The following is a 25,989-nucleotide window of genomic DNA, read 5'->3' as shown; positions in this document are numbered from 1 at the left end:
TCCACCACTGAATCAAGGACTTCACATGAGCGCAGATGCCTTCCTCAAAGACTTCCACCACGTGGCCACCATCGGCTCCACGCCCAACAACGGCGTGGACCGCCAGGCCGCCACGGCCGACGACGCCCGCACCCGTACCTGGTTCGCCGAGTGGGTGCGCCGGGCCGGCTGGGAGGCCCGCGTGGACGGCATCGGCAACATGTTCGGCTTGCTGGAGTGGACCCCGGGCGCGCCGTTCGTGGTGATCGGCTCGCACCTGGACAGCCAGCCGCTGGGCGGCCGCTTCGACGGCGCGTACGGCGTCATCGCGGCCTTGCACGCCGCCCGCGCCATCGACCTCGAGGTGGCCGAATCCGGCGTGGCCCCGCGCTTCAACCTGGCCGTGGTCAACTGGTTCAACGAGGAAGGCGGCCGCTTCGCGCCCAGCATCATGGGCAGCTCGGTGTTCGCCGGGCTTCTGGACCGCGAAAAGATGCTGGCCGTCACCGATCTGCAGGGCGTGACCGTGCGGGAAGCCCTGGACGGCATCGGCTACCTCGGCACCGCCGCGGGCCCGGACGTGGCCGGCTACGCCGAAATCCACATCGAGCAGGGCCGCATCCTGGAACGGGAAGGCATCAACATCGGCCTCGTGGACAGCAGCTGGTACACGCAGAAGCTGGACATCGAGGTCCTCGGCGAGCAGTCGCACACCGGCGCCACGGCCATGGCCGACCGGCACGACGCCCTGGTGGCGGCCTCCAAGATCATCCTCATGGTGCACGACGTCACCAAGGACTTTGCCGAGGAAGCCCTGGTCTCCTCGGTGGGGCAGCTGACCCTGGAACCGAACTCGCCCATCGTGGTTGCCCGGCGCGTGCACCTTGTGGCGGACCTGCGCTCCGGAGACCCGGAGATTGTCGGCGCGGCGCGCGCTGCCTTACTGGAGCAGATCGACGCCCTGGCCCGCGAGCACGACATCAAGGTCAACGTGAAGGACTTCGACATCCGCCCCATCCGCCGCTTCCCGGAAGCCGGGCTCGAGCTCTCCGCGAAGGTGGCGGGCAGGCTGGGGCTCTCGTCCCGGCGCATCCAGACGATGGCCGGGCACGACTCCGTGGCCATGAACACCGTGGCCCCGTCCGTGATGCTGTTCATCCCCAGCGTGGATGGCGTCTCGCACTGCGAGCGTGAATTCACCACCGACGCCGACATGGTCACCGGCCTGGCGATGCTCACCGGGGTGGCGCGGGAGCTGCTTGCCGGCGCCTTGGAAGCCCCGGCGGGTCAGGAACACGCGACGGCGGGCCTGGCGACGGCGGGAGCCGGCACCGCCGGCGTCACGGCGGGCGGTGCCGCGTGACCGAGCTGCACTACCTCGACGCCACCACGGCCCTGGGCATGTTCCGCAGCCGCGAGCTGTCCCCGGTGGAACTCCTGGAAGCCGTGATGGCCCGGACCGAGGCCGTGAACGGGGGCGTCAACGCGCTGACGGAAACCCTGTTCGAGGAGGCCCTGCCCGCCGCCCGGCAGGCCGCCATCCGCTACGCCCGCGGCCGGGACCTCACCCCGCTGCTGGGCCTGCCCGTGGCGACGAAGGAAAAGCACGGCATCAAGGGGCGCACGCTTTCCCAGGGCCTGGTGGCCAGGAAAGACGAGTACGCCGCGGAGGACCACCCCGTTGTGGAGCGGATCCAGCGTGCGGGCGGCATCATCCACGCCCGCACCACCACCCCGGAATACAGCTGCGCCACCGTCACCCACAGTCCCCTGTGGGGAGTCACCCGGAACCCCTGGAACCTGCAGTTCTCGCCGGGTGGCTCCTCCGGCGGCGCGGGCGCCGCCTTGGCCGCCGGACTCACCCCGCTGGCAACGGCCTCGGACATCGCCGGCTCAACCCGGCTGCCGGCGTCGTTCACTGGAACGGTCGGCTTCAAGGCACCCTACGGCCGGATCCCCGGCCTGGCTCCGCTCTCGGCCGACCACTACCGCGGCGACGGGCCCATGGCCCGGACCGTGGCGGACACCGCCCTGCTGGCCAATGTCATGTCGGGCCGCCACCCCGGCGACCACACCTCGCTGGCAGACGTCCCTCCGCACAAATTCCACGCGCCGGCCGCATCCGTGGCCGGCCTGCGGATCGCCCTGTGCATCCGGCTGGGGAACTACCCGGTGGCGGCGGACGTCGAGGCCAACACGCGCTGCGTGGCCGCGGCCCTGCGCGACGCGGGTGCGGCCGTGGAGGAGATCGAACTCCCCTGGACGGTTGAGGCGATCAGCCGGACCATGTTCACGCACTTCGGCTACCTGCTGGGACCTGCCATGGAGGACGAGACGGCGGGCTCCGAGGAGCTCCTGGCGCCCTACACCCGCCGCTTCATGGCCGATGCCAGGCGTGCCGCCCGGCAGAACCGCTTCGTGGACGGGATCCGGGCCGAAACCCTGCTCCAGGCCCAGCTGGCCGCGGCGATGGAAGGCTTCGACGCCCTGCTGTGCCCGGCCTCGGCGGTTCCTTCGCTCGAGGCGGACGGCATGTACCTGGACGGCATCGACGCCAACGGGGAGCAGCTGGAGCACTACTGGCAGGGCCACATGACGGCCCCGTTCAACATCGCCAACCGCTGCCCTGTTCTGGCCGTGCCCAGCGGCATGGCCGGGTGCGGCATCCCCACAGGCGTCCAGATCGTGGGGCACCCCTTCGACGACGCCACCGTGTTCACGGTGGGTGCCGCCGTCGAGGCCGTCCTCCCGTGGGCCGGCCGCCGGCCGGAGCTGCTCACCCTGGCCTGACCGGCCGCCGATTCCATGGTTCCCTTCACACACGATGTGGGGCAGCATCGACCCTGAAGGGAATCATCGAACCGGGCTGGGAGGGGAACCATGGACCAGGCTGAAAGCACCAGCTGCGTCATCGCCGGCGGCGGCCCCGCGGGCGTGATGCTCGGACTCCTGCTGGCGCGCGCCGGCGTCGGCGTCACCGTCCTCGAAAAGCACGCCGACTTCCTGCGCGATTTCCGCGGCGACACCGTCCACGCCTCCACCATCAGGCTGCTGGACGAACTCGGCCTCGGTGAGGGCTTCCGCAAGCTCCCGCAGAGCAAACTCGGCAACTTCCGGCTTCCAACGGGCAGTGGAGAAGTCACCCTCGCCGATTTTGGCCTCCTCAAGCCGCCCTACAACTACGTGGCCATGGTGCCGCAATGGGACCTCCTGAACTTCCTGGTGGACGCCGCGCGGCAGGAGCCGCAGTTCACCCTCCGGAGGAACACCCAGGCCACGGATCTGCTGTACGACGCCGGCGGGAAGGTCGCCGGGGTGGCGTACCGCACCCGTGATGCGGTGTCCGGCGAGGCCACCGGAAGCGGCGAGATCCGTGCAGAGCTCACCGTGGCGTGCGATGGCCGCGGCTCCGTGCTCCGCGGGAAGGCCGGCCTGGTTCCGCAGGAGTTCCCGGTGCCGTTCGATGCCTGGTGGTTCCGGCTTCCCCGCCGCGACGATGAACAGGAGCCGGTGGCCTCCATTGTGCCGCGCTTCGCCGGGTCCGACATCCTGCTGAGCCTGACCCGCAAGGAGTACTACCAGATCGCCTACCTTGCCGCGAAGGGCTTGGATCCACAGCTGCGGGCCCAAGGGGTGCAGAGCTTCCGGGCCCGCGTGGCCAAGCTGCGGCCGGACCTGGCGGACAGGGTGGACGAGATCAAGTCCATGGACGATCTCCACCTCCTGGACGTCAAGCTCAACCGGATCAACCGGTGGCACAAGCCCGGGCTGCTCCTGCTCGGTGACGCCGCCCATGCCATGTCTCCCGCCGGCGGCGTCGGAATCAACTTGGCGATCCAGGACGCCGTGGCCGCGGCCACGCGCATCGCCGGGCCGCTGCTCCTCGGGACCCTGGGCGAGGCCGAGCTGGCTTCGGTCCAGAAGCGCCGCTGGTTCCCCACGGTGGTCCTGCAGAACATGCAGCTCTTGCTCCACAAGGTGGTCTTTGGCTCGGTCGTGAGGGGGCAGCAGGCAGCTGCGCCAGGCCCCGTCGTGTTCATCGCGCGGCACCTGCCCGGGTTTCGGAAGCTGCCTGCGCTCATGATCGCCTTCGGGCCGCGGCCCGAACATGCCCCGGCGTTCGCGCGGCGCGAAGGGCGCGACGGCGGCGGCCGGTCCGACGGCGGCGGCCCGCCCCAGGCGGCAAAGTAACCTCCCGCAAGCCATGGGAAGATTGACCGGTGGCCCATATTGACGTTTCCGGCATTGACTATTTCCTCTCCGACGGCACCCAGCTGCTCAACGGCGTGACCTTCAAGGTCCCGGACGGCACCAAGACGGCGCTGATCGGACCCAACGGAACCGGCAAGACCACCCTGTTCAAGATCATCGCGGGCGATCTTGTCCCGGATGAAGGCGCCGTGGGCCGCTCCGGCAACATGGGCATCATGCGCCAGTTCGTGGGCCAGGTCCGGGACGAGTCCACGGTCCGGGACCTCCTGGTCTCTGCGGCCCCTCCCGGACTCGCCGCGGCTGCGAAAGCAGTGGAGGACGCCGAGCTTGCCATGCTCGAGCATGACGACGAGCCCTCCCAGATGAAGTACGCCCAGGCGATCGTGGACTGGGGAGACGCCGGCGGTTACGACGTCGAGACCGTCTGGGACGAGGTCTGCATGGCTGCGCTGGGACTGTCCTTCGACAAGGCACAGCACCGCCGGGCGTCCACCCTGTCCGGCGGCGAGCAGAAGCGGCTGGTGCTCGAGGCCCTCTTCTCCGGCCCCGACGAACTCCTGCTCCTGGACGAACCGGACAACTACCTGGACGTCCCCGGCAAGCGCTGGCTCGAAGCCAAGCTCAACGAGTCCAAGAAGACCGTGCTGTTCATCAGCCACGACCGCGAGCTGCTGAACAACGCCGCCGGGCGCATTGTCACCCTTGAACCGGGCATCAACGGCGCCGGCGCCTGGATCCACGGCGGCGGCTTCGGCTCCTATGTGGAGGCCCGCGCGGACCGTAACGCCCGTTTCGAAGAGCTCCGCAAGCGCTGGGACGAGGAGCACGTGAAGCTCAAGGAACTCGTCAACATGTACAAGAACAAGGCCGCATTCCGCTCCGACATGGCCAACCGCTACCAGGCCGCCCAGACGCGCCTGGCCAAGTTCCTCGAAGCCGGCCCGCCCGAGGCCCTGCCAATCGAGCAGAACGTGCGCATGCGCCTCAAGGGCGGCCGCACCGCCAAGCGCGCCGTCGTGGCCGAGAAGCTCGAACTGACGGGCCTGATGAAGCCGTTCTCCACGGAAATCTGGTTCGGCGACCGCGTGGGCGTGCTCGGCTCCAACGGCTCCGGCAAGAGCCACTTCCTGCGGCTGCTCGCCACGGGCGGTACCGACCCGGAACGCGAGCACCTGCCGGTGTCCGACGTCGTCATCGCCGAAGTGCCGCACGAGGGCACCGTGAAACTCGGCGCCCGCATCCGCCCCGGCTTCTTCGCGCAGACGCACGTCCGCCCCGACCTCCTGGGCCGCACCCTGCTGGAAATCCTGCACCGCGGCGACGAGCACCGCTCCGGCCTGGCCCGCGAGGCCGCGGCCGGCGCGCTCGATGCCTACGGCCTGGCAGGGCAGTCGGAACAGAAGTACGAATCGCTCTCCGGCGGCCAGCAGGCGCGGTTCCAGATCCTGCTGCTGCAGCTCTCCGGCGCCACGCTCCTGCTCCTGGACGAGCCCACGGACAACCTGGACCTGCACTCCGGCGAGGCCCTGGAACGCGCCATCGACGCCTTCGAGGGAACCGTCCTGGCCGTGACGCACGACCGCTGGTTCGCGAAGTCCTTTGACCGCTTCCTGGTGTTCGGCTCGGACGGCAAGGTCTACGAGTCCGAGGAGCCCGTCTGGGACGAAGGGCGCGTCGACCGGGCCCGTTAGCCTCGACGCGGTCCCGAGGGCGGCGCAAGGGCTCCCTTTCTCTTCACCCCAAGGATGTGTACGATCGTACGCATGACCGATTACTTTGCCGGCGATCCGCGCACCAACCGGGAACGCATGCTTGCCGGGGACCCCTACATCTCCGACGACCCCCAGAGCGCCCGTGAATCACAGCGCGCAGTCTCGCTGCAGACAAAGTACACGGCCGCCTATGCCGAGGACCCGGATGCTGCCCGGTCCATTCTGGACGAGCTCCTCGGCTCCCTGGGCTACGAGGCGCACATCAAGCCCCCGATATATGTCGATTACGGAACATACATCACGGTGGGCGCACGTACCTTCATCAACTACAACCTGACGGCCCTGGACGTCGCCCCGATCAGCATCGGCGAAGACTGCCAGATCGGCCCCAACGTGCAGCTGCTGACCCCGACCCACCCCGTGGCACCCCAGCCCAGGCGCGACCGCCTGGAAGCCGCGGAACCGATCACCATCGGCGACAACGTATGGCTCGGCGGCGGGGCCATCGTCCTGCCCGGCGTCACCATCGGCAGCAATTCCGTGATCGGCGCCGGGTCCGTGGTCACCAAGGACATACCGGCGAACTCGCTCGCTGTGGGCAACCCGGCCCGCGTCATCCGGGAGATCTGACAGCCGTGGCCACACGCCGTTTCGACCCGGAGCGCCGGGACCGGATCATCGATGCCGCCCTGGACGTCATCGCAGCCCAGGGTGTCGCCGGAGCCTCGCACCGCAGGATTGCCGAACAGGCCGGTGTGCCGCTGGGATCCATGACATATCACTTCGCCGGCATGGACGAGCTTCTTACGGAAGCCTTCCGGCGCTTCGGCGACTCGATCGCGGACCGCTTTGACGAGCAGCTCGCGGGAGCGGCGGATGTCGAGGGCGCGCGGCGGGCCGTGGTGGACTTGATCCACCTTGACCTGCTGGACTCGCAGCGGGACCTGGTCCTGACCCACGAGCTCTACACGCTGGCCGCCAGGAAACCGGTGTTCCGCCAGATCACCCGCGACTGGATGGCCCGGAGCAGGCGGGCCCTCGGGCTGCATTTCGATCCAGTCACGTGCAGGATGCTGGACGCGCTGATCGAAGGACTGTTCATCCATGCCGCACTCGACACGGAACCGCACCACCGCTCCACCACGGTGGAGGCGGTCGCCCGCATCACCACTCCCTTGAACCACACCGAGCACACCACGTTGGAAGTTGCCACTCAATGACCCTCACCCAAAGCATCAACGTCCGGGCCGCGGCCGTGGCCACGTTCCTGGTCTTCGGCATGAACGGACTCGTGTTCGCCAGCTGGGCCGCGCGCATCCCGGCCGTCACCGAGACGCTGCACCTGACCTCCGGCCAGATGGGCACGCTGCTGCTGTGCACCGCCGTCGGGTCCTTGCTCGCGCTGCCGTCCGCGGGACGGGTGATCGGGCGGATCGGAACGGCCAACACCGTCCGGCTCGGCGGGATGGTGGCCGCGGCCGCCGGTGCGGGCATCGCCTTCTCCCTCATGGCCGAGTCCGTGCCCGGCACCGCCGTGGCGCTGTTCTTCTTCGGCGTGGGAGTCGGGCTGTGGGACGTGGCGCAGAACATCGAGGGCGCCGACGTCGAACACCGGCTCCGGCGCACCATCATGCCGCAGTTCCATGCAGCCTTCAGCGGGGGCGCCTTTGTGGGCGCCCTGATCGGCGCCGGGCTCTCCGGCATGGGCGTGGGCCTGCCCGAGCACCTGCTGGTGATCGCCGGCGTTGTAGTGTTGCTGGCACTGACGGCGCCACGCTACTTCCTGCCGCATGAGTCCCATGACACCGCCGACGGCGGGGCGGCAGCGGCCAAGGGCCCCTCGGCCTGGCGGGACTCCCGCACGCTGCTGATCGGCGTCGTGGTGCTCGGCGCCACCCTCACGGAAGGTGCCGGCAACGACTGGATCGCCAAGGCCGCCGTTGACGGGCTGGAAACCTCCGAGTCCACGGGCGCCCTGTTCTTCGCCCTCTTCGTGCTCGCGATGACCGTGATGCGGTTCCTGGGCGGCATGGTCATCGACAAGTTCGGCCGCGTCGCAGTGCTGCGGGCCAGCATGGCCGCGGCGGCCCTGGGCCTGGCGCTCTTCGTGTTCGCGGGCAACCTGGTCCTGGCCGGCATCGGTGCCGCCCTGTGGGGTGTGGGCGCCGCACTGGCCTTCCCCATGGGCATGTCGGCCGCGGCCGATGACCCCAAGCACGCCGCCGCCCGCGTTTCCGTGGTGTCCACGATCGGCTACGTGGCATTCCTTTCGGGCCCGCCGCTGCTCGGCTACCTGGGGGACCACACGGGCATCCACTTGGCGCTGCTGGCTATCGGGGCTCCGATCCTGCTTGCCCTCTGGCTTGCCGGCGCTGCAAAGCCCTTGACCACCAAGTAGCCGTCTGCACGGCATTCATATTCTCCTGAATGCATACGTCCTGGAATGCCAGCCACAGCAGGAGCACCACCCCGGCTGACAGGCAGGCGCCGCCCACCACATCCGTGAACCAGTGGGCGGCCAGGTAGGTGCGGCTGAGCATCATGGCAAAGATTCCCGCAAGGGAAAGCATCCACATCCACCAGCGGCCCAGAAGCAGCGTCACCACCAGCAGGAACGCCGTGGTGGCGGAGACGTGGCCGGAGGGGTAGGAACCGGTATCGGTGAGGACGTGGTTGTCGGCCGGACGTTCCCGGCCGATGGTCCATTTGGCCAGCTGCGTCACGAGTACCACGGCGAACCCTGCGGTCGCGCTGAAGGCGGCGGAAATGGGCCGCCGGCCCACGATCAGGGCAAACGCCAGCACCACGTGGAAAATGAGCATTCCCATGTAGCCGGCCCAGTTCAGGACGGGGTTCACGGCATCCCACAAGGGCGTGTGCAGCGTGGCAGAGAAGTCGTGCCATGAATTGTCCATGTCCTGGAAGGCCGGCCGCGCCACGTCCAGCAGCAGCATCCCGCCCAGCACCACGGCCACGGTGAGCAGCGCCGTGCTGACGGCTACCACCGTTCCGGCCGCGGACCTGCGCGGGAGAAGGGCCCGGATCATGGCTACATCCTAGTGGTGCGCCACGCTAGGGTGGGGGGATGCGAAGCATGCTGCGCAAGGGTCCTGGCCGGGTGGCAGTATTCGACCGCTTCCTCGTCCGCGCCGTCTCGCGGCAGCCCCAGGGCCAGCACGACGACTTCTTCAGCGCCCTCTCCGCCGCGGCCACCAAGGGCAAGCTCTGGTTTGCCATCGCCGGCGGATTCGCCGCCCTTCCGGGCAAGCCGCGCCGGGCCGCCCTGCACGGTCTCCTGGCGCTCGGCGTCGCCTCGGCCGCCACCAACCTGCTCTTCAAGACGCTGCTCCCCCGGGCCCGGCCGCTGCCCGAGCATCTCCCGGTGTTCCGCTTCGTGCACCCGCAGCCCACCAGCTCTTCACTGCCCTCGGGGCACTCGGCCTCCGCCGCGGCCTTCACCCTGGGTGCCGGGATGGTGTCCCCGGCACTGGGGGCGGTGCTGGCCCCGATCGCCGCAGGAGTGGCTTACTCCAGGGTCCATACGGGGGCGCACTGGCCCTCGGACGTGGTGTTCGGCTGCACCATCGGCGCCGGGGCGGCCTTGCTGACGCGGAAGTGGTGGCCGGAGCGGCAAGCGGCCCCGCCCACCGGCCGGACGGCTGCCGAGGCGCCGGCCCTCGACGACGGCGAGGGGCTGAGCATCGCGGTCAACGCGCTGGGCGGCTCCTACTCGCCGGAGACCGTCACGCTGCTCCGGGAAGCATTCCCCAAGGCGCATATTCATGAAATCAGCGAGGGCGAGGACGTGGCCGCCCAGATCCAGGCGGCCGCCGCCCGGCCCGGGACCAAAGCCCTGGGGGTGTGGGGCGGCGACGGCACGGTGGGCACCGCCGCCGCGGCCGCCGTCGGACAGTCCCTGCCCCTGCTGGTGCTGCCCGGCGGCACGCTGAACCACTTCGCCCGCGACGCCGGTGTGGCCACGGTGGCGGAGGCCGCGGCGGCTGCCTCGACGGGGACCGCCGTCTCCTCGGATCTCGGGCACGTTTCCGTGGGCCGGGGCATCGAGGGCGCCGACGAAACCCTCGAGCTCACCATGCTCAACACGGCAAGCTTCGGCGTCTACCCCAACCTGGTCCGCCGCCGCGAACGGCTCCAGCCGGCGCTGGGGAAACCGCTCGCCGGCCTCGTGGCGGGCCTGCGCACCTTCGCCGTGGCCTCGCCCACCACCCTGAAAATCGACGGCGTGCGGCACAAGCTGTGGATCCTCTACCTGGGCCGTGGCCGCTACTACCCGCGGGACGTGGCACCGCTGAGCCGGCCAGTGCTCGACGACGGCGTGCTGGACATCCGCATGGTCACCGCCGACGAACCCTTTGCCCGGCTCCGGCTCCTCTGGGCCGTGCTCACCGGCACCGTGGCGGCCACCAAAGTCACGCACCTGAGCGAGGCGTCCCGGCTCAGCATCGAGGCAATCGGCAAGCCCCTGGTCCTGGCCGTGGACGGCGAACCGCTGCCGGGTGTCCGGACCGCGGAGTTCACCGTGCAGCGCGGGAAGCTGCGCGTGTACGGGCCGCGTCCCTGAGTCAGTGTCATCCATGAGGACTACCCTGACTGGCCCCTGAATCATCCCTGAGACCGGCGATTTCCGCACCGGACGTGGCTAGCGTTGTAACTACAGTCAACACACGCAACTGCAGCCATCTGCTCCCAGGAGGGAACGCTTCCATGATTGAGGCAAAAGGACTGACGAAGGTCTACGGCGACAAAACCGCCGTCGGCGGCGTCAGCTTCACTGTCCAGGCCGGACGGGTGACGGGCTTCCTTGGCCCGAACGGCGCCGGCAAGTCCACCACCATGCGCATGATCATGGGCCTCGACGCGCCGACGGCGGGAACGGTCACCGTGAACGGTGTGCCGTTCGCCAAGCACCTGGCGCCGCTGCGTGAAATCGGCGCCCTGCTGGATGCCAAGGCGGTCCACACCAGCCGCACGGCCTACAACCACCTGCTGGCGATGGCGGCCACGCACAGCATCCCCAAGAAGCGCATCCACGAAGTCATCGAGATGACCGGACTGGGCGACGTCGCGAAGAAGAAGGTCAAGGGCTTCTCGCTCGGCATGGGGCAGCGCCTCGGCATCGCTGCCGCGCTGCTGGGCGATCCGCAGACCATCATCCTGGACGAACCCGTCAACGGCCTGGACCCCGAAGGCGTCGTCTGGGTGCGCAACCTCGTCAAGTACCTCGCCTCCGAGGGCCGCACGGTCTTCCTCTCCAGCCACCTCATGAGCGAGATGGCGCTGACCGCGGACCACCTGATCGTGATCGGCCGCGGCAAGATCATCGCCGACGCCCCCATCAAGGAGATCATCACCGGCAAGGGCCAGGCCCGCACCCGTGTCCGCACCGACCAGCCCGAACGGCTCATGCAGCTGCTGGCCGCCAACGGCGTCTCCGTGGAGGCACAGGACCGCGAGCTGCTGGAAGTCACCGGCCTGGACCCGCGCGGCATCGCCCGGGCCGCCCTGGACAACCAGGTCATGGTCTACGAGCTGACGCCCCTGCAGGCGAGCCTCGAGGAGGCCTACATGGAACTGACCAAGGACGAGGTCGAATACCACTCGCACATCACCACGGGAGCCCCGGTTTCCGCACAGGCCGGAGGGAACTAGCCATGAGCACCACTACTTTGGACCGCCGGACCTTCCGCAACGCCGTCGGACCCGGACCGTCGTTCTTCCGGGTCCTGAACTCGGAATTCATCAAGTTCCGCACTCTGATGTCCACGCTGATCCTCCTGGCTTCCACCGCCGTGGTCATGGTGGGCTTCGGCGCCCTGTCGGCCTGGGGGACCGGACAGTTCGCCGAGCAAGCCGCATCGGATCCCCAGGCCGCAGCAGCCATTGCCGCGCAGGGCGGGGACCTCGCCGTCGGCATTCCCACCTCGGGCATCTCTTTCGCCCAGCTCATCCTCGGGTCCCTGGGCGTCCTGCTCATGAGCTCCGAGTTCACCACCGGCATGGCCCGGTCCACCTTTGCCGCCGTTCCCAAGCGGCTCCCGGCCTTCATCGCCAAGCTGGTGGTGGTCATGGTGAGCGCCTTCGCCCTGACGGCCGTCTCCACCTACATTGCCGGACTCGTGTCGCTGCCCATCGTGGACAACTACAACCTCAAGCTGGACCTGAGCAGCTCGCAGTCCGTCAAGATGCTCCTCGTCAACAGCCTCTACGTGGCCGCCGTGGCCGCCATCGGCATGGCGCTGGGCACCCTGATCCGCAACTCGGCAGGCGGCATCATGAGCCTGGTTGGCCTGTTCTTCGTGGCGCCCATCGCCTTCCAGCTGATCCCCGGCGATTTCTTCAAGGAAGCCAACAAGTACCTCCCCACCAGCACCATCACGCCCCTGACCGCCGTCGAGCACGTCAAGGACACCCTGGAAGTCTGGCAGGCCGGACTGGTGCTGGGCGCCTGGGTAGTGGTGCCCGTGGTCCTGGCCATGGTGCTGCTCAAGAAGCGCGACGTCTAGGCAAGCCGGCGTCCAAGCAACACACGGGCTCCGGCAGAACACACGGGCTCCGGCAGAACGGCGATGGCCGTTCTGCCGGACTCCGTTTAAGAGTTTCCGCCCCCGAGCCGGTAACGTTTTGTCCATGACTGACTCCTCCGCTGCCTCCCGTCCGTTCGGAACCCTGGTGCCCGCCATGGTCACCCCCTTCACCGCCGACGGGGCAGTGGACTATAAGCAGGCAGCGGAACTGGCCAACACCATGGTGGACGGCGGTTGCGACGGCATCCTGGTCACCGGCACCACGGGTGAAACCTCCACCCTGACGGACGAGGAAAACCTGGGCATGTTCCAGGCCGTGCTGGACGCCGTGGGCGGCCGCGCCAAGGTCATCGCCGGCACCGGCACCAACGACACCCGGCACACCATCAGCCTGACCCAGCGCGCCGCGGCACTTGGCGTCCACGGGATCATGCTGGTCACCCCGTACTACAACAAGCCCAGCCAGGCAGGCATCCAGGCCCACTTCGAGGCCGCCGCCAACGCCACCGAGCTGCCGGTCATGCTCTACGACATCCCCGGCCGCGCCGGCGTCGCGATCGCCACCGAGACCATCATCCGGCTGGCGGACCACCCGCGCATCGTCGCGCTGAAGGACGCCAAGGCCGACTTCTCCGCCACCACGCGCGTGCTGGCCAACACCGACCTGGACGTCTACTCGGGCGACGACGGACTGACCCTTCCGCTGATGGCCGCCGGCGCCGTCGGGCTGATCAGCGTGACCGCCCACGTTGCCCCCCGCAAGTTCCGCGAACTGGTGGACGCCGCCGCCGCAGGCGACTTCGCCACGGCCCGCCGCCTGCACTTTGAACTGGACCCGCTCATCCGTGCGGCCATGGGTCACGTGCAGGGTGCGGTGGCCGTGAAGCAGATCCTCAAGTGGCAGGGAATCCTGTCCAGCTCCGTGGTCCGGCTTCCCCTGGTGGAACCGGGCGAGGCCGAGATCGCCGCCATCAAGGCCGACCTCGCCGAAGCGGGAATGGAATTCTAGACACGGGCCGGCCACTGCGGCCGCTCAACTAAGCTCAAGCCATGAGCGAAGATTTGCCAGCAAAGGACGCGTCGGCCCAGGTGGCCGACGCGTCCTTTGCTGAAATCACCCTGCGCCGCCGTGGCCGGATCCGCCGGTACTTCTTCGAGCACCCGCGGGCCATGGACGCCGTGGTGGTGCTCTGCTATTTCCTGCTGGCGTTGGCCACCCTCATCGCCTCGATCGTGGACGGCAAGTGGTTCGCCGCCGCGCTGCTGCTGGCCATTGCGGGGGTCCTGTTCCTGCGGCGCCGCTTCCCCGTGAGCGTGACGGCGGCCGTGGCCATCCTCGAGGTGGGCGTCACGCTGCTGAACCCCTGGGGCTCGAACGTCTCTGCCGGCCTCTGGTTCGCCCTGTATGCCGTGGCGGTGGCGCGGGCCCGGACCTATGCCCTGGTGGTGTTCGGTGCCGCGAGCCTGCCGCTGACCCTCGTGTACCTGTTCATGTGGACCAGCCCGTCCACCCCTGCCGGCCAGGACGGCACCCCGGAGAACTTCCACCTGGTCAGCAACATCGCCGCCGCCGTCAGCATCCTGCTGTCCAACCTCATCGCCACCGGCATCGGCATTTCCGTCCGGCAGCGGCGCGAGCACGAGGTCGAAATCCAGGCCTGGGCCGCCCGCACCGCCCAGCTGGGTTCCATCACCGAACGGAACCGGATCGCCCGGGAAATGCACGACGTCGTGGCGCATTCCCTGACCGTCATGGTCAGCCTCTCGGACGGGGCCGCCGTGGTGGTCAGGAAGGATCCGGAACGCGCCAGCGAGGTCCTCGGCGAACTTTCGCGCACCGGCCGCATGGCGCTGGCGGACATGCGCCGCGTATTGGGCGTGCTGCGCGACGATTCGGGGAAGCCCGCGCCCCTGGCGCCGCTCGAATCCGGCCACAACCTCGCCAAGCTGCTGGAGGGCTTCCGCACGGCAGGGCTGCCGCTGCACTACTCGCACACGGGCCCCACGCTGCCCCAGGACGCCGCCTTCCAGCTCACCGTCTACCGGATCGTGCAGGAGTCGCTCACCAATGTGCTCCGCTACGGGCGCTCCCTGGGCCGGGTGGACGTGCATATCGTCAGGGCCGGCGATTCGGTCACCATTGACGTGCTCGACGACGGCCGCGGCACCCGGGAGCCGGGCAGCGAAGCCGGCACCGTGGGAACGCGCCAAGGCATCGCGGGGATGCGGGAACGCGCGGGAATCTATGCTGGAACCGTGGATGCCGGCCCAGGCCTTAACGGCGGCTGGCGCGTCCACGCGGAACTGCAATGGAACGGTGACAAGGGGAAGTCATGACCGAGAACGGTCCGATCAAAGTCCTGCTGGTGGATGACCAGCCGCTGCTGCGCATGGGCTTCCGGCTCATCCTCGAGGGCGAGGACGATCTCCACGTGGTGGGAGAGGCCTCGGACGGCAACGAGGCCCTGCGGCAGGTGGAGGCGCTGCAGCCGGACGTGGTCCTCATGGACGTCCGCATGCCCATGATGGACGGCATCGAGTCCACGCGCCGCATCACGGCCTCGGCCTCCAGCGCACGGGTCATCATCCTCACCACGTTCGACCTGGACGAATATGCCTTTGCAGGACTGCAGGCCGGGGCCTCCGCCTTCCTCCTGAAAGACGTGGCCCCCGCAGAACTGGTCCAGGCGGTGCGGCTCGTGGCCAGCGGCGACGCCGTGGTGGCGCCCCGGGTCACGCAGCGGCTCCTGGAGACCTACGTCCGCGGCGCGCGACCGCCCGGCCAGGCCGCCCCGCACCCCCGGGACCCCCTGCTCGAGGAGCTCACGCCGCGCGAGACGGAGATGCTGGAAGCCATCGCCGAGGGCCTCTCCAACGCGGAGATTGCGCACAAGTTCTTCCTGTCCGAGGCCACGGTCAAGACCCATGTCCGCCGGATCCTCACCAAACTGCACCTGCGCGACCGCGTCCAGGTGGTGGTCTACGCCTACGAAACCGGGCTGGTGGTTCCGAGCAACCCCGACTACTGATTCACAGGCGGCTCACAGCCAGGCTATGTACACCGCATAGTGCCGGCCGCTTCCATGGAGACATGACAACTTCACCCCAGCCCCCGCAGCCCTCCACGCAGGACCAGCCGCATCCCAACCACGACCGCGGCCTGGAATTCGACCTGTCCACGCTGCTGAGCCGCCGCCGTACCCTGGGCGTCCTGCTGGGCGCCGGCACGGCCGCCGCGCTCGCGGCCTGCACCCCTGGAACCGGCACGGACAGCAGCGCCAGTGCGACGCCGTCGGGCACTGCATCCTCCTCCGCCTCTACCGGCATGACGACGGCCACCCCCTCGGCGACCGCCTCGCCCACAGTGACGCGTGCCTTCGCGGAATGCCGCGTGGAGATCCCGCAGGAAACCCTGGGCCCCTACCCCGGCGACGGCTCGAACGGTCCCAACGTCCTGGAGGCTTCAGGGGTGGTCCGGAAGGACATCACATCCAGTTTCGGCACCTCCACCACCAAAGCCGCAGGCGTGCCCCTCACCGTGACCCTGACCCTGCTCGACAACGCCAATGGCTGCAGCCCGCTGGCCGGAGCCGCCGTCTACGCCTGGCACTGCGACCGGAACGGCAAGTATTCGCTCTACGATTCCGGCCTGGAAAACGAGAACTACCTGCGCGGCGTGCAGGAATCGGACGCCAACGGCCAGCTGAGCTTCACTACCATCTTCCCCGGGGCATACAACGGCCGCTGGCCGCATATTCACTTCGAGGTATTTGAATCCATGAGCAACGCCACCAAGGCCGGGCAGGTGCTGGCCGTCTCGCAGATCGCGCTTACCGAGGCCGCCTGCAAGGAGGTATACGCCTCAGCGGGGTACGAGACCAGCGCCCGGAACTTCCCCAACACAACGCTGAAATCGGACAATGTGTTCGGCGACGACGGCGGCATCTACCAGCTGGCCACCATGTCCGGTTCGGTGTCCGGCGGCTACACCGCGGCGTTGAACGTGACAGTGTAACGGGGCAGCATAGCCGGACCGCGGCGCTGGCCTGGCAGGTGCTGCCGGGGGACGCGGCTAGACTCGGGGGCATGCCTACGAACGACTCTGCCGCAGACCACATCCAGGACCTCGGCGCCTACGTCAGTGCCTCGCCGTCGAGCTTCCACGCCGTCCACGAGGCCGCCCGGCGGCTGGACACTGCCGGCTTCACGGCCCTGGACGAGCTGCAGCCCTGGGACGATGCCGCCAGCACGGGATCCGGCGGCTTCTACGTGATCCGCGACGGCGCGCTCATCGCCTGGGTGACCCCGTCCGGCGCCGGCCCCACCACGGCCTTCAACATCCTCGGCGCGCACACGGACTCGCCGTCATTCAAGCTCAAGCCAAAGCCCACCACGGGCAAGTTCGGCTGGCTGCAGGCCGGTGTGGAGGTCTACGGGGGCCCGCTGCTGAACTCCTGGCTGGACCGTGAACTCCAGCTCGCCGGCCGCCTGGTGATGCTCGATGGCACCGAGCACCTCACCGCCACCGGCCCGCTGCTGCGCTTCCCGCAGTTGGCCATCCATCTGGACCGGGCCGTGAACGACGGCCTGACCCTGGGCAAGCAGCAGCACATGAACCCGGTGTTCGGGCTGGGCGACCCCGCCGGCGAGGACCTGCTCGGGCTGCTGGCCGGGCGCGTCTCCGGTGCCACCGTTGATCCCGCGCAGATCGGCGGGTACGACGTCGTCATCGCGGACACGCAGGCCCCCGCGGTTTTCGGGGCCAAGGGTGAGTTCTTCGCGTCCGGGCGGCTCGACAACCTCTCCTCCACGCACGCGGGCCTGGCGGCCCTGATCGCCCACGCTGCTGCCTCCACGGCTGCCGGAGCCGCGGCGGACGGACCCATCGCCGTGCTGGCGGCTTTCGACCACGAGGAAATCGGCTCCGCCTCCCGCTCGGGTGCCTGCGGGCCCATCCTCGAGGACATCCTGACCCGCATCTCCGACGGCCTGGGCGCCTCGGTGAGCGAACGGCGCAGGGCCCTGGCGGCGTCGTTCTGTGTGTCCGCGGACGCCGGCCACGCTGTCCACCCCAACTACGCCGAACGGCACGATCCCGCCAACCGGCCCGTCCTCAACGGCGGCCCGCTGCTGAAGATCAACGCCAACCAGCGCTACGCCACGGACGCCACAGGCGCGGCCTTCTGGGCTCGGCTCTGCGGCGAGGCCGGGGTCCCCTACCAGGAGTTCGTGTCCAACAACGACGTCCCCTGCGGCTCCACGATCGGTCCGCTGACGGCCACCCGGCTGGGGATCAGGACGGTGGACGTGGGCGTCCCGCTGCTCTCGATGCACTCGGCGCGCGAGCTCTGCGGCGTCGAGGATCCGCACTACCTCGCCAAGGCAGCGGAGTTGTTCTTCCGGACGGCTGTGTAGGGCGCGGCCTGGACAGCCAGTTTAGGAGGCCGGCTTCAGTGCGGTCCGCCAAGCGGCGACCGCCCGGGCTGCACTCAGGGTCCAGGTAGCCGTGCCGCTGGCTCCGGCCGTAGCCTGGGGCCGGTCGGCCAGTTCGGCCACCTGGCCGGCGGTGGTCTCCCAACGCTCGGTCCAGCCGCTCGGTGCGGACACCACGGGCGACGCGCAATCACACGCGACGCCGCCAATCAGCATGGCGCCGTCAGTGGCGGTGGTGATGCTCGGGGCGGTGATGCTGGTTGCCGTGTAGCTGGCGTCAACGGCGGTGACCACCGGGCCGTCCAGTGGTGCGGTGTTGCTGACGCCACGGTAACTGGTGATGCCGGCGCCCCACTTCACGGCTGTGCTCAGGGTCCACGTGTAACTGAGCGGATCGGCTGCGCCCACCACGTAGTAGTAGGCGAATGCACGGGCTCCCGAGGAAGGACCACTGTTGATCGACAGCGCATTGACCATGGGCACCCAGCCCGCCGGCACGGACGCCATTGTCGGGTTGAAGTCCGCGGTGATTGCGGCCACCAGCACATCGCCGGCAGCCGTTCCGGCAGGGGCGGCCATTGCCACGGTGGCAGACGCTGTTCCTGCCGTCGCTGTGGTGGACCCGACCACGCTCACCCCGGCAGCCGGCGGCGCCGGGCTGACCGTGATGGTTGAGGTGGCGGAGGTTGAGCCCGAGCTGTTGGTGGCCGTCAGGGTCGCGGTGAATATGCCGGCCGCAGCGTAGCTGTGGGAGGGGTTCTGTACCGTGGAGGTTCCGCCGTCACCGAAGGTCCAGGACCAGGACGTCGGCGTGCCCGTGGAGGTGTCCGTGAAGCTGACGTCCAGCGGCGCCGTACCGCTGGTCGGGGTGGCGGTGAATGCCGCCACCGGTGGGGGCGTGACCGCGTCCAGGCTCCTGTCGGCGAACCAGTAGCGCTTCGTTACGTCGTCGCTGGCCAGCACCACCAAGCCGGTTGTGCTGTTCACGCTCTGCTTGGTGGTGGTCACATTGTTGATGTTGTCAGATTCGTCGTCCTGAATGATGGGTGTGCCGCGGCCGGACACGAAAACAGGATCGTCCATGGAGGCGGTTTTTTCATAGATGCTGCCTGCCACGCCGGAGAAGGCGCAGCCGCTGACGGAGGTTGACGGTGCGGTTTGGAACGCGTGCACCAGATTGTTCTGGGTGTCCAGCACAATCTGCGGGCGTGAGACGCAATCACCCAAGGTGGAAATTGTGGAGACCGAGAAGGAACCAGTGCCGGGTTTGAAGACCAGCAGCTGAAGCTGGGGCAGCGCGGGGTCCCCTGAAATTTCGTTAAGGCTGGTCTTTACGGACGCGTAGACGCGGCCGGAGTTGTCGGCCTGCAGCGTTTTGAGGTTCATGTGGTCATCGGCTTGTTTATTGCCCTGAATTGCCGGTTGAACCTTCCACGAAGAAGCCGACGCCGGGGCCGTTCCGTCAGTGCGGGTTGCCCACCACATGGAGCCGGTGAGCTGGTCGCTCCACATCACCCCGATCTTGTTTTGGCCGAAGGCCACGACGGCCGAGATATCGTCAGCTGCCGGATTCGGGTTGGAGACAGGAAGGACGAAGGGGGTGGCCCAGTTGGTACCTCCAGGCAGGGAGTTGTTGACATAGACCGTGTTGGTAAAGCCGGCGGACGCGTTGCCGCCGACCTGCGTCCACGTGGCCCAGATCGCACCGGTGGTGTCCTTGTCGATGGTCATCGTTTCGCTGCTGTTGTTGTTGATGGTCGTCGGGAAACCATTGTCCAGTGTGTAGGTGCCATTGGCGTAGCTGTACCTGTAGAGCTTGGCCTGTTGGTTGGACTTCGACACACTCTTGGCGACCACGTGGGAGGCGATGTAGAGATGCTCGCCGTCCCACAGCGTGTCCGCCAACGTGCTGTTGCGGCTGTCATTCAGGACCCCGGTGTCCACCCACGCCTGCGCACTGCGGTCCAGGCGATAGATGTGCCAGCCGCTGCCTGACGTCCACATGTCCGCCCACCAGGAACCGTCGTTCCACCACAGCTTGCTCTGCGGCTTGTCGGCCGTCGGGGGGTAGTTGACGCCGGAATAGCTGATGCTCTCCGTGCCATAGCTGCTGTCGGCCAATGCGCCGCTGGAGCCTGTGAGGAGTGAACCTGCAATCAGTGTGGCCAGAACGAGCGTCTGGCTCAGCCATCTGGCGGAATGCTTGATCTTCATCGCAGGTCTCCTGGGCCCCAAAGTGTAGTCGACCTGAAGTTCCCAAGTCCGCCGGCCCAGCAACAACGGCAAAACCCCAAGATACGCGACAGTTTAGACCCGAACGCAATGGGGGGCAATGAGCCGACATTACCGAGATTGGAGGCCCGCGATATTCCCCGTACTCATAAGGGAAAAGCACAGGTAGCGGTTGAAAAACGAGTACCAACTACTGGTGACAACCGCTTGAGGCCAAACCTAGACTAAACGTCAACGGCCAGAGTCAAAGGCATATTTGATAGCTGGAGGCCAGAGACCTGACACATGACCGGATAACACGATACTGCTGCGCTCAACTTTCGGGTTGAGGACGGCGTTGACAAACATCCGCAACGTCACGAACTGGTGAGTCATGTGAGTATTTCCACCCAACCCCCAATTTCTTTCCCCAAGCCGGCCGTAGAGGCCTCAAGAGCGTCCGTAAGCGTGATAATCCCAACGCTCAATGAGGCAATGAATCTTCCATGGGTCCTCCGCCGCATGCCTTCGTATGTGGACGAAGTGATCATCGTGGATGGGCGCTCCAGGGATGGCACTGTGGAGGTTGCCCGCGCACTCCGCTCCGACGTCGTGGTGGTGAATGAGCAGCGGAAGGGAAAAGGCGTCGCAGTGCGTGCGGGACTCGCCGCATCCTCGGGCGACATCATCGTGATGCTGGATGCGGACGGAAGCATGGACCCGCAGGAGATCGGGTGGTTCGTTTCCCCGCTCCAGCATGACTACGATTTCGTCAAAGGCTCCCGGTACGTCACCGGTGGCGGCTCAGAGGACCTGACGCATTTGCGGAGTGCCGGCAACCGGGCGCTGACCGGCCTGGCCAATGCAGTGCTGCACAGCAACTACTCCGATCTTTGCTACGGATACCTGGCCTTCCGCAGGGAGTGCATCAGGATCCTGGAACCCGAATCCGATGGTTTCGAGATCGAGACCGAACTGATCGTGCGGGCAGCCAGGGCCGGTCTTCGGATCGCCGAGGTGCCCAGCAACGAGCTGGGCCGGATTTCCGGTGCCTCGAACCTGCAGACCTTCCGCGATGGGTGGCGGGTCCTGGGGACGCTCGCGCGGGAATGCCTGCTTTGGGAGGCGCCCACCGCCGGTGCCCGGCCCGAAGCCCTCCGCCGCGTGGCCTATGCGTACGCGAAGGTGAGGGTCCCGCACACGCCCACCGACCCCCAGAGCGTCCTGTCCATGGTCCGGAGCGCCTAGCATGTCCGGCCAGGTTGCTCCTCCGACGGTTTCAGTCGTCATCTGCACGTACACCACCAGGCGCTGGGACCAGCTGCTGGATGTCATTGAGTCCGTCCGGGACCAGACGGTTCCGGCCCAGGAAGTCCTGGTGGTCACTGACCACAATGAAGAGCTCTACAGGCGACTCATCCAAATCGTCGATGACGTGACCGTGGTGAGGAGCAGTGGCCCCCGCGGGCTCTCCGGAGCACGCAACACGGGTGTGGCCCTGGCGGCGTCGGACATTGTGGCCTTCCTGGACGACGACGCCGAAGCCGCGCCGGATTGGCTTGAACGGTTGCTTGTCCTCTACGACGACCCTGATGTCCTTGCAGTGGGCGGGCGCGTTGAACCGGTGTGGGACTCGGGACGCCCCGGCTACTTCGGCGAGGAACTCGACTGGATCGTGGGGTGCAGCCACCGCGGAATGCCCAAAGTCGCCTCCGAGGTCCGGAATGTCATCGGTGCAAACATGTCCTTCCGCCGCTACGTACTCCGCCAGGTGGGCGGCTTCAATATCTCCCTGGGCCGCCAAGGGACGTTGCCGCTTGGCTGCGAGGAGACTGAAATCTGCATCCGTTCCAGGATGGGTGCTCCCGGCTCGCGGATCGTCTACGAACCCGCAGCCCTGGTACGCCACCACGTGCCGGCCGAGCGGGGGACATTCCGCTACATGGTGTCGCGCTCGTGGTCTGAAGGGATCTCAAAAGCCCAGGTCAGCCAGCTCGTGGGCAACAAGCGGACATTGGGCCCGGAACGGCGCTACGTGCGCAGCATCCTGCCGCGGGCCGTTGTTTCCGGCGTACGCGATTGGGGCGCAGGGCGCAACCCGCAGGGACTTGGCCGTGCCGGAGCAGTCATTGCCGTCCTCGCATGCACTGCCGCCGGGTACGTCCGCGGGCGCCGGATCGGGCATGTCCCGGGACGCCCGCTGAGAGCGGCAGACCTCGCGGACGCACCATGGAGGGATGTCCAGTGAGTGAACGCGTGGATGAGCTCATCGCGGTCGAGGAAGGCGCCGCGGTCGAGCTGGCCCCCGCCATGGAGAGCGCCGTTCCGCCGGAATGGCCCGGAGCGCGTTGGATCGGCGCCGTCGACCTGGAGGGCCTCTCCGATTGCGCCTGGCTGAAGCTGCTCAACCATGCAGGGTACAACCGCGCAAGGCTGCTGGTGCGCGAAGGGGCAGCGGTCCGGGGCTTCGTCGACGTGGAGACTCCGGGGGGTATGCTCGGCCGTGCGGTTTTGGAGGAGGCCGTAGCAGCCCTCCCGGCCGTTGCCCCGGTCTCCGATCGCAGGGCATCAACTCCCTCAGTCACGGTGATCGTGTGTACGCGCGACCGCCCCGCACTGCTCAGGGGGGCCCTGTCCGCCATCCTGAACCTCGACTACCCCAATTTCGACGTCCTCGTGGTGGACAACGCGGCAGCCACGGCCGAAACCCGCCGCATGGTGAGCCGGGAGTTCCACGACCCCCGGGTGGCCCTGATTACCGAGCCCGCCCCGGGACTGTCCCAGGCGCGGAATGCGGGCCTTAACCATGCGCGGGGTGACATCGTTGCCTACACAGACGACGACGTCGTGGTCGATCAGGCCTGGCTCAGGGAGATCGCCGCGGGGTTTGAACGCATGCCCGGCACCGCCTGCGTCACGGGACTCGTGCCGGCCGGTGAACTGCGCTCGCCGGCACAGGGGTACTTTGACGACCGGGTCAGCTGGTCCAAGTGCATGGCGCCCAAGGTGTACTCCTTCGCGGATCCACCCAAGGACCTTCCGAAGTTTCCGTTCTGCCCCGGCGCCTTTGGGACGGGAGCGAATTTCGCGCTGGACCGCAGCATCGCGCTGGGCCTGGGCGGCTTCGACAAAGCCTTGGGCGCCGGAACCCGCACGGGCGGCGGCGAAGACATTGACATGTTCACCCGCGTGATCCTGGAGGGGCACAGCCTGGTGGTCCAGCCCTCGGCGATCGTCTGGCACCGCCACCGCGACGGTCTGGATGAACTCCGGACCCAGGCGCGCGCCTACGGCAGCGGACTCGGAGCGTGGCTCACAAAGATTGTCCTGAATCCCCGGACAGCCCGGCTCGCCTTGTCCCGCACCCCGCGCATCGCGTGGGCCTTTGCGCGAAGCACTTTCGCCGGCCGCCGGCCTCGCGGGCGGCAGGGACGGGGCCGCGGGCCCTGGGATGGGCAACTCGCCCAGGTTCTGCGGCTTGAGCTGTTCTCAGTGGCCCGCGGGCCTCTCAACTATTTGCTTGAACGCTGGAGGGGGGCCGCCAAGATGCTGTGAATGGCCCCACGGGGCTGTCTTGGGAATCACGCTGGGAGTTTTTCATTCAATTCGAACGGGGGCGCTGGAATGGCTTTGCTAATCCGAGACGGCGTTACCTCGGCGCTGGGGCATACGCCCACGCATGCGCTGAGCAGGCGACCGTCGTACTTCGATGTGGGGCTCGCGGTATCCGGACTGGCTGCAGCCGTCCTTATCCTCTTGGACGTCGGCGGGGCGCCTTTGGCCGCTTTCAAGCTTGTGGTCTGCCTCGCGCTACCGGGGTGGGTAGCGCTGTCCCGGCTTCCCGGCCTGGATCTGGAGTTGCGGCTTGTCTGGACGGCGGCAGCAAGCGCCGTGGTCTGCACCACGCTGGCGTTGGTGATGGCGTGGACGGGGTTCTGGCACCCCCGGCCGGTGGCGGCCGTCGTCGTCCTTGCCTCGGCGGCCCTTATCATCTTCGTGCCGGGCACCCTTGCCAGGGATCCTGGGCGCCCAGGCCCGCGGCCGAATGCTGCCGGCAGTGCCGAACCGTACCGGGGCTCCCGGTTCACGGCGTCGCTGCCCTGGCTCATCCTTGCCGCGGCGGCGGCCATGTGGGTTGCCGGCCTGGCCACCACAGGCCAGGGGAGGCTGGGCGACTTCGGGCTCCTGCCTGAACTGCCGCCCCTCTGGTACCTCGCCGTCGGGATCGTCGTGGGGACGTGTGTTTGGGGCGTTGTGGCCCGGAAGATGTTCTCCAAGTTGCTCATGAGCGTCTCGGTCTCCAGCCTCGTCGTCATGCTTTATGCATCAGCGGGCCTGCTCGCCCAGGTTCCCCGTTTTCCTTGGACCTACAAACACATCGCCGTCACGAACTTCATCACGGCTACCGGACATGTGGATCCCTCGGTCGATATCTACAACCGCTGGCCGGGCTTCTTTGCCCTGAGTGCCTACCTGGGCGAAGTGATGGGCTACCGCAACGCCCTGGATTATGCTGCCTGGGCCGAAACCGGATTTGCCCTCGTTGACGCCGTTCTGGTGCTCGCGATTGCGAGGATCATCTCCGACAGGGCACGGGTCTACTGGACCACAACCCTGATCTTCACTCTTGCCAATTGGGTGAACCAGAATTACTACTCACCCCAGTCCTATTCCTACTCCCTGTACCTCGCAATGTGCCTCGTCGCCCTTACCTTTTTGAAGGGAATCCCGGCAAAGTGGATGGTCGGCTTTGAACACCGGCTGCGGCATTTGCGGATGGTGCGGGAATTCAAGAAGCGACGCCCGGGGGCGCTGCCTCGCACGTGGGAGCGGCCCGTCCCGGCGATGCAGATCCTGGCCTGCGTGGCCATTCTGCTGGCTCAGGCAGTGATCGTGGTGAGTCACCAGCTCACGCCGTACATAGCCGTCCTGGGTCTTTTCCCGCTCTTCATCTCAGGCTATCTCAGGCCGCGCTGGCTGGGACCGGCACTCTTGCTCCTGCCGCTGGCATATCTCATTCCCAACTTTGCCTACGTAAGCGGCAAATACGGGCTCTTCAGCGGATTCAACATCTTTGCCAACACCGGCTACCGCGCGCCGCGCACAGACCAGTTGGTCCTGGGCCAATGGGTGCTTACGGGCCACACCCTTGCACATCTTGCCGTGGTCCTCACCTTGGCGACTGGAGTTCTGGCGGTTGCCGGATTTGTCCGCCGCCTGCTCCACGGCCATGTGCGAACCACCCTGGTTGTCGCCTGGCTGGCCGTCTCGCCGGCTTTGGGGCTGTTGGCACAGTCCTACGGTGGCGAGGCCCGCTTCAGAGTGTTCCTGTTCGCACTGCCCTGGCTCTCGATCGGGGTTGCCTGGCTGTTCTGGTCCGGGCCCATACGTACCCGCAAGGCCGTCGTCGGCGCAGGCTCAGCACTGGTGGCGATGGCCATGATGTTCACAGTGGTCCACTTCCAGCCTGAGGCAGATTACCGAGTATCCAAGGACGATGTGGTGGCCAGCCAATGGCTGGACGCGCACACGACACAGGGCGACCTCGTTTATGAAACGAAGTACTTCTTTCCCCTGCTGGTGGGACCGAACTATCCGCACTATCTCCAATGGGGAAGTGTGACCTCGCTGGTCGAGTACCTGAACGCGGTGGACGGGAAGGTCAGCATGGAGAGCCTGCGGCAGTATTCGGATCACCTCCGCGGTGCAAAATCCAATTACATCGTCTTTTCCGACGAGCAAAAGCGCCAGGCCATTGAACAGGGCCTGTTCGAAGCGTATTTGCTCCCAAAGCTGGAAAACGTGCTTGCGAAAGGAGACGGCGTCGCGAATGTCTTTAGTAACAGTACGGTCCGTATTTACAAGTTCGAAGGAACGGGCTAGCCGTCCCGGATCCC

The 25,989-nt window shown here is 67.4% G+C and carries 21 protein-coding genes; 19 read left to right on the top strand and 2 right to left on the bottom strand.

Annotation, left to right across the window (positions count from 1 at the left end; genetic code table 11):
* Nucleotides 1-25: 25 nt before the first annotated feature.
* The 7 genes from NVV90_RS20755 to NVV90_RS20725 all read left to right on the top strand — a co-directional run bounded on the left by NVV90_RS20755 (nt 26) and on the right by NVV90_RS20725 (nt 8,301).
* The gene (locus tag NVV90_RS20755; protein WP_258439124.1) at nt 26-1,342 is read left to right on the top strand and encodes a M20 family metallo-hydrolase; all 1,317 of its coding nucleotides are present in this window, start codon (nt 26-28) and stop codon (nt 1,340-1,342) included.
* The gene (locus tag NVV90_RS20750) at nt 1,339-2,769 is read left to right on the top strand and encodes an amidase (RefSeq protein ID WP_258439123.1); all 1,431 of its coding nucleotides are present in this window, start codon (nt 1,339-1,341) and stop codon (nt 2,767-2,769) included. The genes NVV90_RS20755 and NVV90_RS20750 overlap by 4 nt, the downstream gene beginning before the upstream one ends.
* Nucleotides 2,770-2,859: 90 nt before the next feature.
* A complete protein-coding gene (locus NVV90_RS20745; protein ID WP_258439122.1) occupies nt 2,860-4,170 on the top strand; it encodes an FAD-dependent oxidoreductase in 1,311 nt (436 codons plus the stop codon).
* 29 nt (nt 4,171-4,199) lie between these two features.
* Nucleotides 4,200-5,882 carry an ABC-F family ATP-binding cassette domain-containing protein gene (locus tag NVV90_RS20740; protein ID WP_258439121.1) on the top strand — a complete coding sequence of 561 codons (1,683 nt, stop codon included), beginning with the start codon at nt 4,200-4,202 and terminating at the stop codon, nt 5,880-5,882.
* A gap of 72 nt (nt 5,883-5,954) precedes the next feature.
* Nucleotides 5,955-6,533, top strand: a complete 579-nt coding sequence (locus NVV90_RS20735) for a sugar O-acetyltransferase (RefSeq protein WP_258439120.1) — start codon at nt 5,955-5,957, stop codon at nt 6,531-6,533.
* A 5-nt stretch (nt 6,534-6,538) separates the two neighbouring features.
* Nucleotides 6,539-7,123: a TetR/AcrR family transcriptional regulator gene (locus tag NVV90_RS20730; protein ID WP_258439119.1), complete on the top strand. Its 585-nt coding sequence runs from the start codon at nt 6,539-6,541 to the stop codon at nt 7,121-7,123.
* Nucleotides 7,120-8,301, top strand: coding sequence for an MFS transporter (locus NVV90_RS20725; RefSeq protein WP_258439118.1), 1,182 nt, complete (start codon nt 7,120-7,122; stop codon nt 8,299-8,301). The genes NVV90_RS20730 and NVV90_RS20725 overlap by 4 nt, the downstream gene beginning before the upstream one ends.
* Here NVV90_RS20725 and NVV90_RS20720 read toward each other — a convergent pair.
* A complete protein-coding gene (locus NVV90_RS20720) occupies nt 8,234-8,950 on the bottom strand; it encodes a phosphatase PAP2 family protein (protein WP_258439117.1) in 717 nt (238 codons plus the stop codon). The two genes, NVV90_RS20725 and NVV90_RS20720, sit on opposite strands and share 68 nt — an antisense overlap.
* Nucleotides 8,951-8,988: 38 nt before the next feature.
* Here NVV90_RS20720 and NVV90_RS20715 point away from each other — a divergent pair, with 38 nt between their 5' ends.
* From NVV90_RS20715 to NVV90_RS20680, 8 genes are all read left to right on the top strand, one after another.
* Nucleotides 8,989-10,485, top strand: a complete 1,497-nt coding sequence (locus NVV90_RS20715) for a bifunctional phosphatase PAP2/diacylglycerol kinase family protein (protein WP_258439116.1) — start codon at nt 8,989-8,991, stop codon at nt 10,483-10,485.
* Nucleotides 10,486-10,628: 143 nt separating this feature from the next.
* Nucleotides 10,629-11,573: an ABC transporter ATP-binding protein gene (locus tag NVV90_RS20710; protein WP_258439115.1), complete on the top strand. Its 945-nt coding sequence runs from the start codon at nt 10,629-10,631 to the stop codon at nt 11,571-11,573.
* A gap of 2 nt (nt 11,574-11,575) precedes the next feature.
* Entirely contained in the window at nt 11,576-12,427 is an 852-nt protein-coding gene (locus tag NVV90_RS20705) for an ABC transporter permease (RefSeq protein ID WP_258439114.1), read from the top strand.
* Between the two features lie 124 nt (nt 12,428-12,551).
* Complete coding sequence (gene dapA, locus NVV90_RS20700; protein WP_258439113.1) at nt 12,552-13,457, top strand: 4-hydroxy-tetrahydrodipicolinate synthase; 906 nt, start codon at nt 12,552-12,554, stop codon at nt 13,455-13,457.
* 41 nt (nt 13,458-13,498) lie between these two features.
* Entirely contained in the window at nt 13,499-14,785 is a 1,287-nt protein-coding gene (locus tag NVV90_RS20695; protein ID WP_258439112.1) for a sensor histidine kinase, read from the top strand.
* On the top strand, nt 14,782-15,477 hold the full coding sequence (locus NVV90_RS20690; RefSeq protein WP_258439111.1) for a response regulator transcription factor: 696 nt from the start codon (nt 14,782-14,784) through the stop codon (nt 15,475-15,477). The genes NVV90_RS20695 and NVV90_RS20690 overlap by 4 nt, the downstream gene beginning before the upstream one ends.
* 62 nt (nt 15,478-15,539) lie before the next feature.
* A complete protein-coding gene (locus NVV90_RS20685) occupies nt 15,540-16,463 on the top strand; it encodes an intradiol ring-cleavage dioxygenase (protein ID WP_258439110.1) in 924 nt (307 codons plus the stop codon).
* Nucleotides 16,464-16,534: 71 nt separating this feature from the next.
* Nucleotides 16,535-17,863: a M18 family aminopeptidase gene (locus NVV90_RS20680; protein ID WP_258439109.1), complete on the top strand. Its 1,329-nt coding sequence runs from the start codon at nt 16,535-16,537 to the stop codon at nt 17,861-17,863.
* Nucleotides 17,864-17,884: 21 nt separating this feature from the next.
* Here the strand turns inward: NVV90_RS20680 and NVV90_RS20675 are convergent, their stop codons facing one another.
* Nucleotides 17,885-20,095 carry a PKD domain-containing protein gene (locus NVV90_RS20675; protein WP_258439108.1) on the bottom strand — a complete coding sequence of 737 codons (2,211 nt, stop codon included), beginning with the start codon at nt 20,093-20,095 and terminating at the stop codon, nt 17,885-17,887.
* A 492-nt stretch (nt 20,096-20,587) separates the two neighbouring features.
* Between NVV90_RS20675 and NVV90_RS20670 the strand changes: the two genes are divergently transcribed.
* The 4 genes from NVV90_RS20670 to NVV90_RS20655 all read left to right on the top strand — a co-directional run bounded on the left by NVV90_RS20670 (nt 20,588) and on the right by NVV90_RS20655 (nt 25,975).
* Nucleotides 20,588-21,340, top strand: coding sequence for a glycosyltransferase family 2 protein (locus NVV90_RS20670; protein ID WP_258439107.1), 753 nt, complete (start codon nt 20,588-20,590; stop codon nt 21,338-21,340).
* A gap of 1 nt (nt 21,341) precedes the next feature.
* Nucleotides 21,342-22,340, top strand: coding sequence for a glycosyltransferase family 2 protein (locus tag NVV90_RS20665; RefSeq protein ID WP_258439106.1), 999 nt, complete (start codon nt 21,342-21,344; stop codon nt 22,338-22,340).
* Complete coding sequence (locus NVV90_RS20660; RefSeq protein ID WP_258439105.1) at nt 22,337-23,647, top strand: glycosyltransferase family 2 protein; 1,311 nt, start codon at nt 22,337-22,339, stop codon at nt 23,645-23,647. The genes NVV90_RS20665 and NVV90_RS20660 overlap by 4 nt, the downstream gene beginning before the upstream one ends.
* A gap of 69 nt (nt 23,648-23,716) precedes the next feature.
* Nucleotides 23,717-25,975 carry a hypothetical protein gene (locus tag NVV90_RS20655; RefSeq protein WP_258439104.1) on the top strand — a complete coding sequence of 753 codons (2,259 nt, stop codon included), beginning with the start codon at nt 23,717-23,719 and terminating at the stop codon, nt 25,973-25,975.
* Nucleotides 25,976-25,989 lie beyond the last annotated feature (14 nt).

Origin of the sequence: Arthrobacter sp. CJ23, assembly GCF_024741795.1 — a bacterium.
Classification (GTDB): domain Bacteria; phylum Actinomycetota; class Actinomycetes; order Actinomycetales; family Micrococcaceae; genus Arthrobacter.
This window is presented reverse-complemented; position numbering and strand designations above follow the sequence as displayed.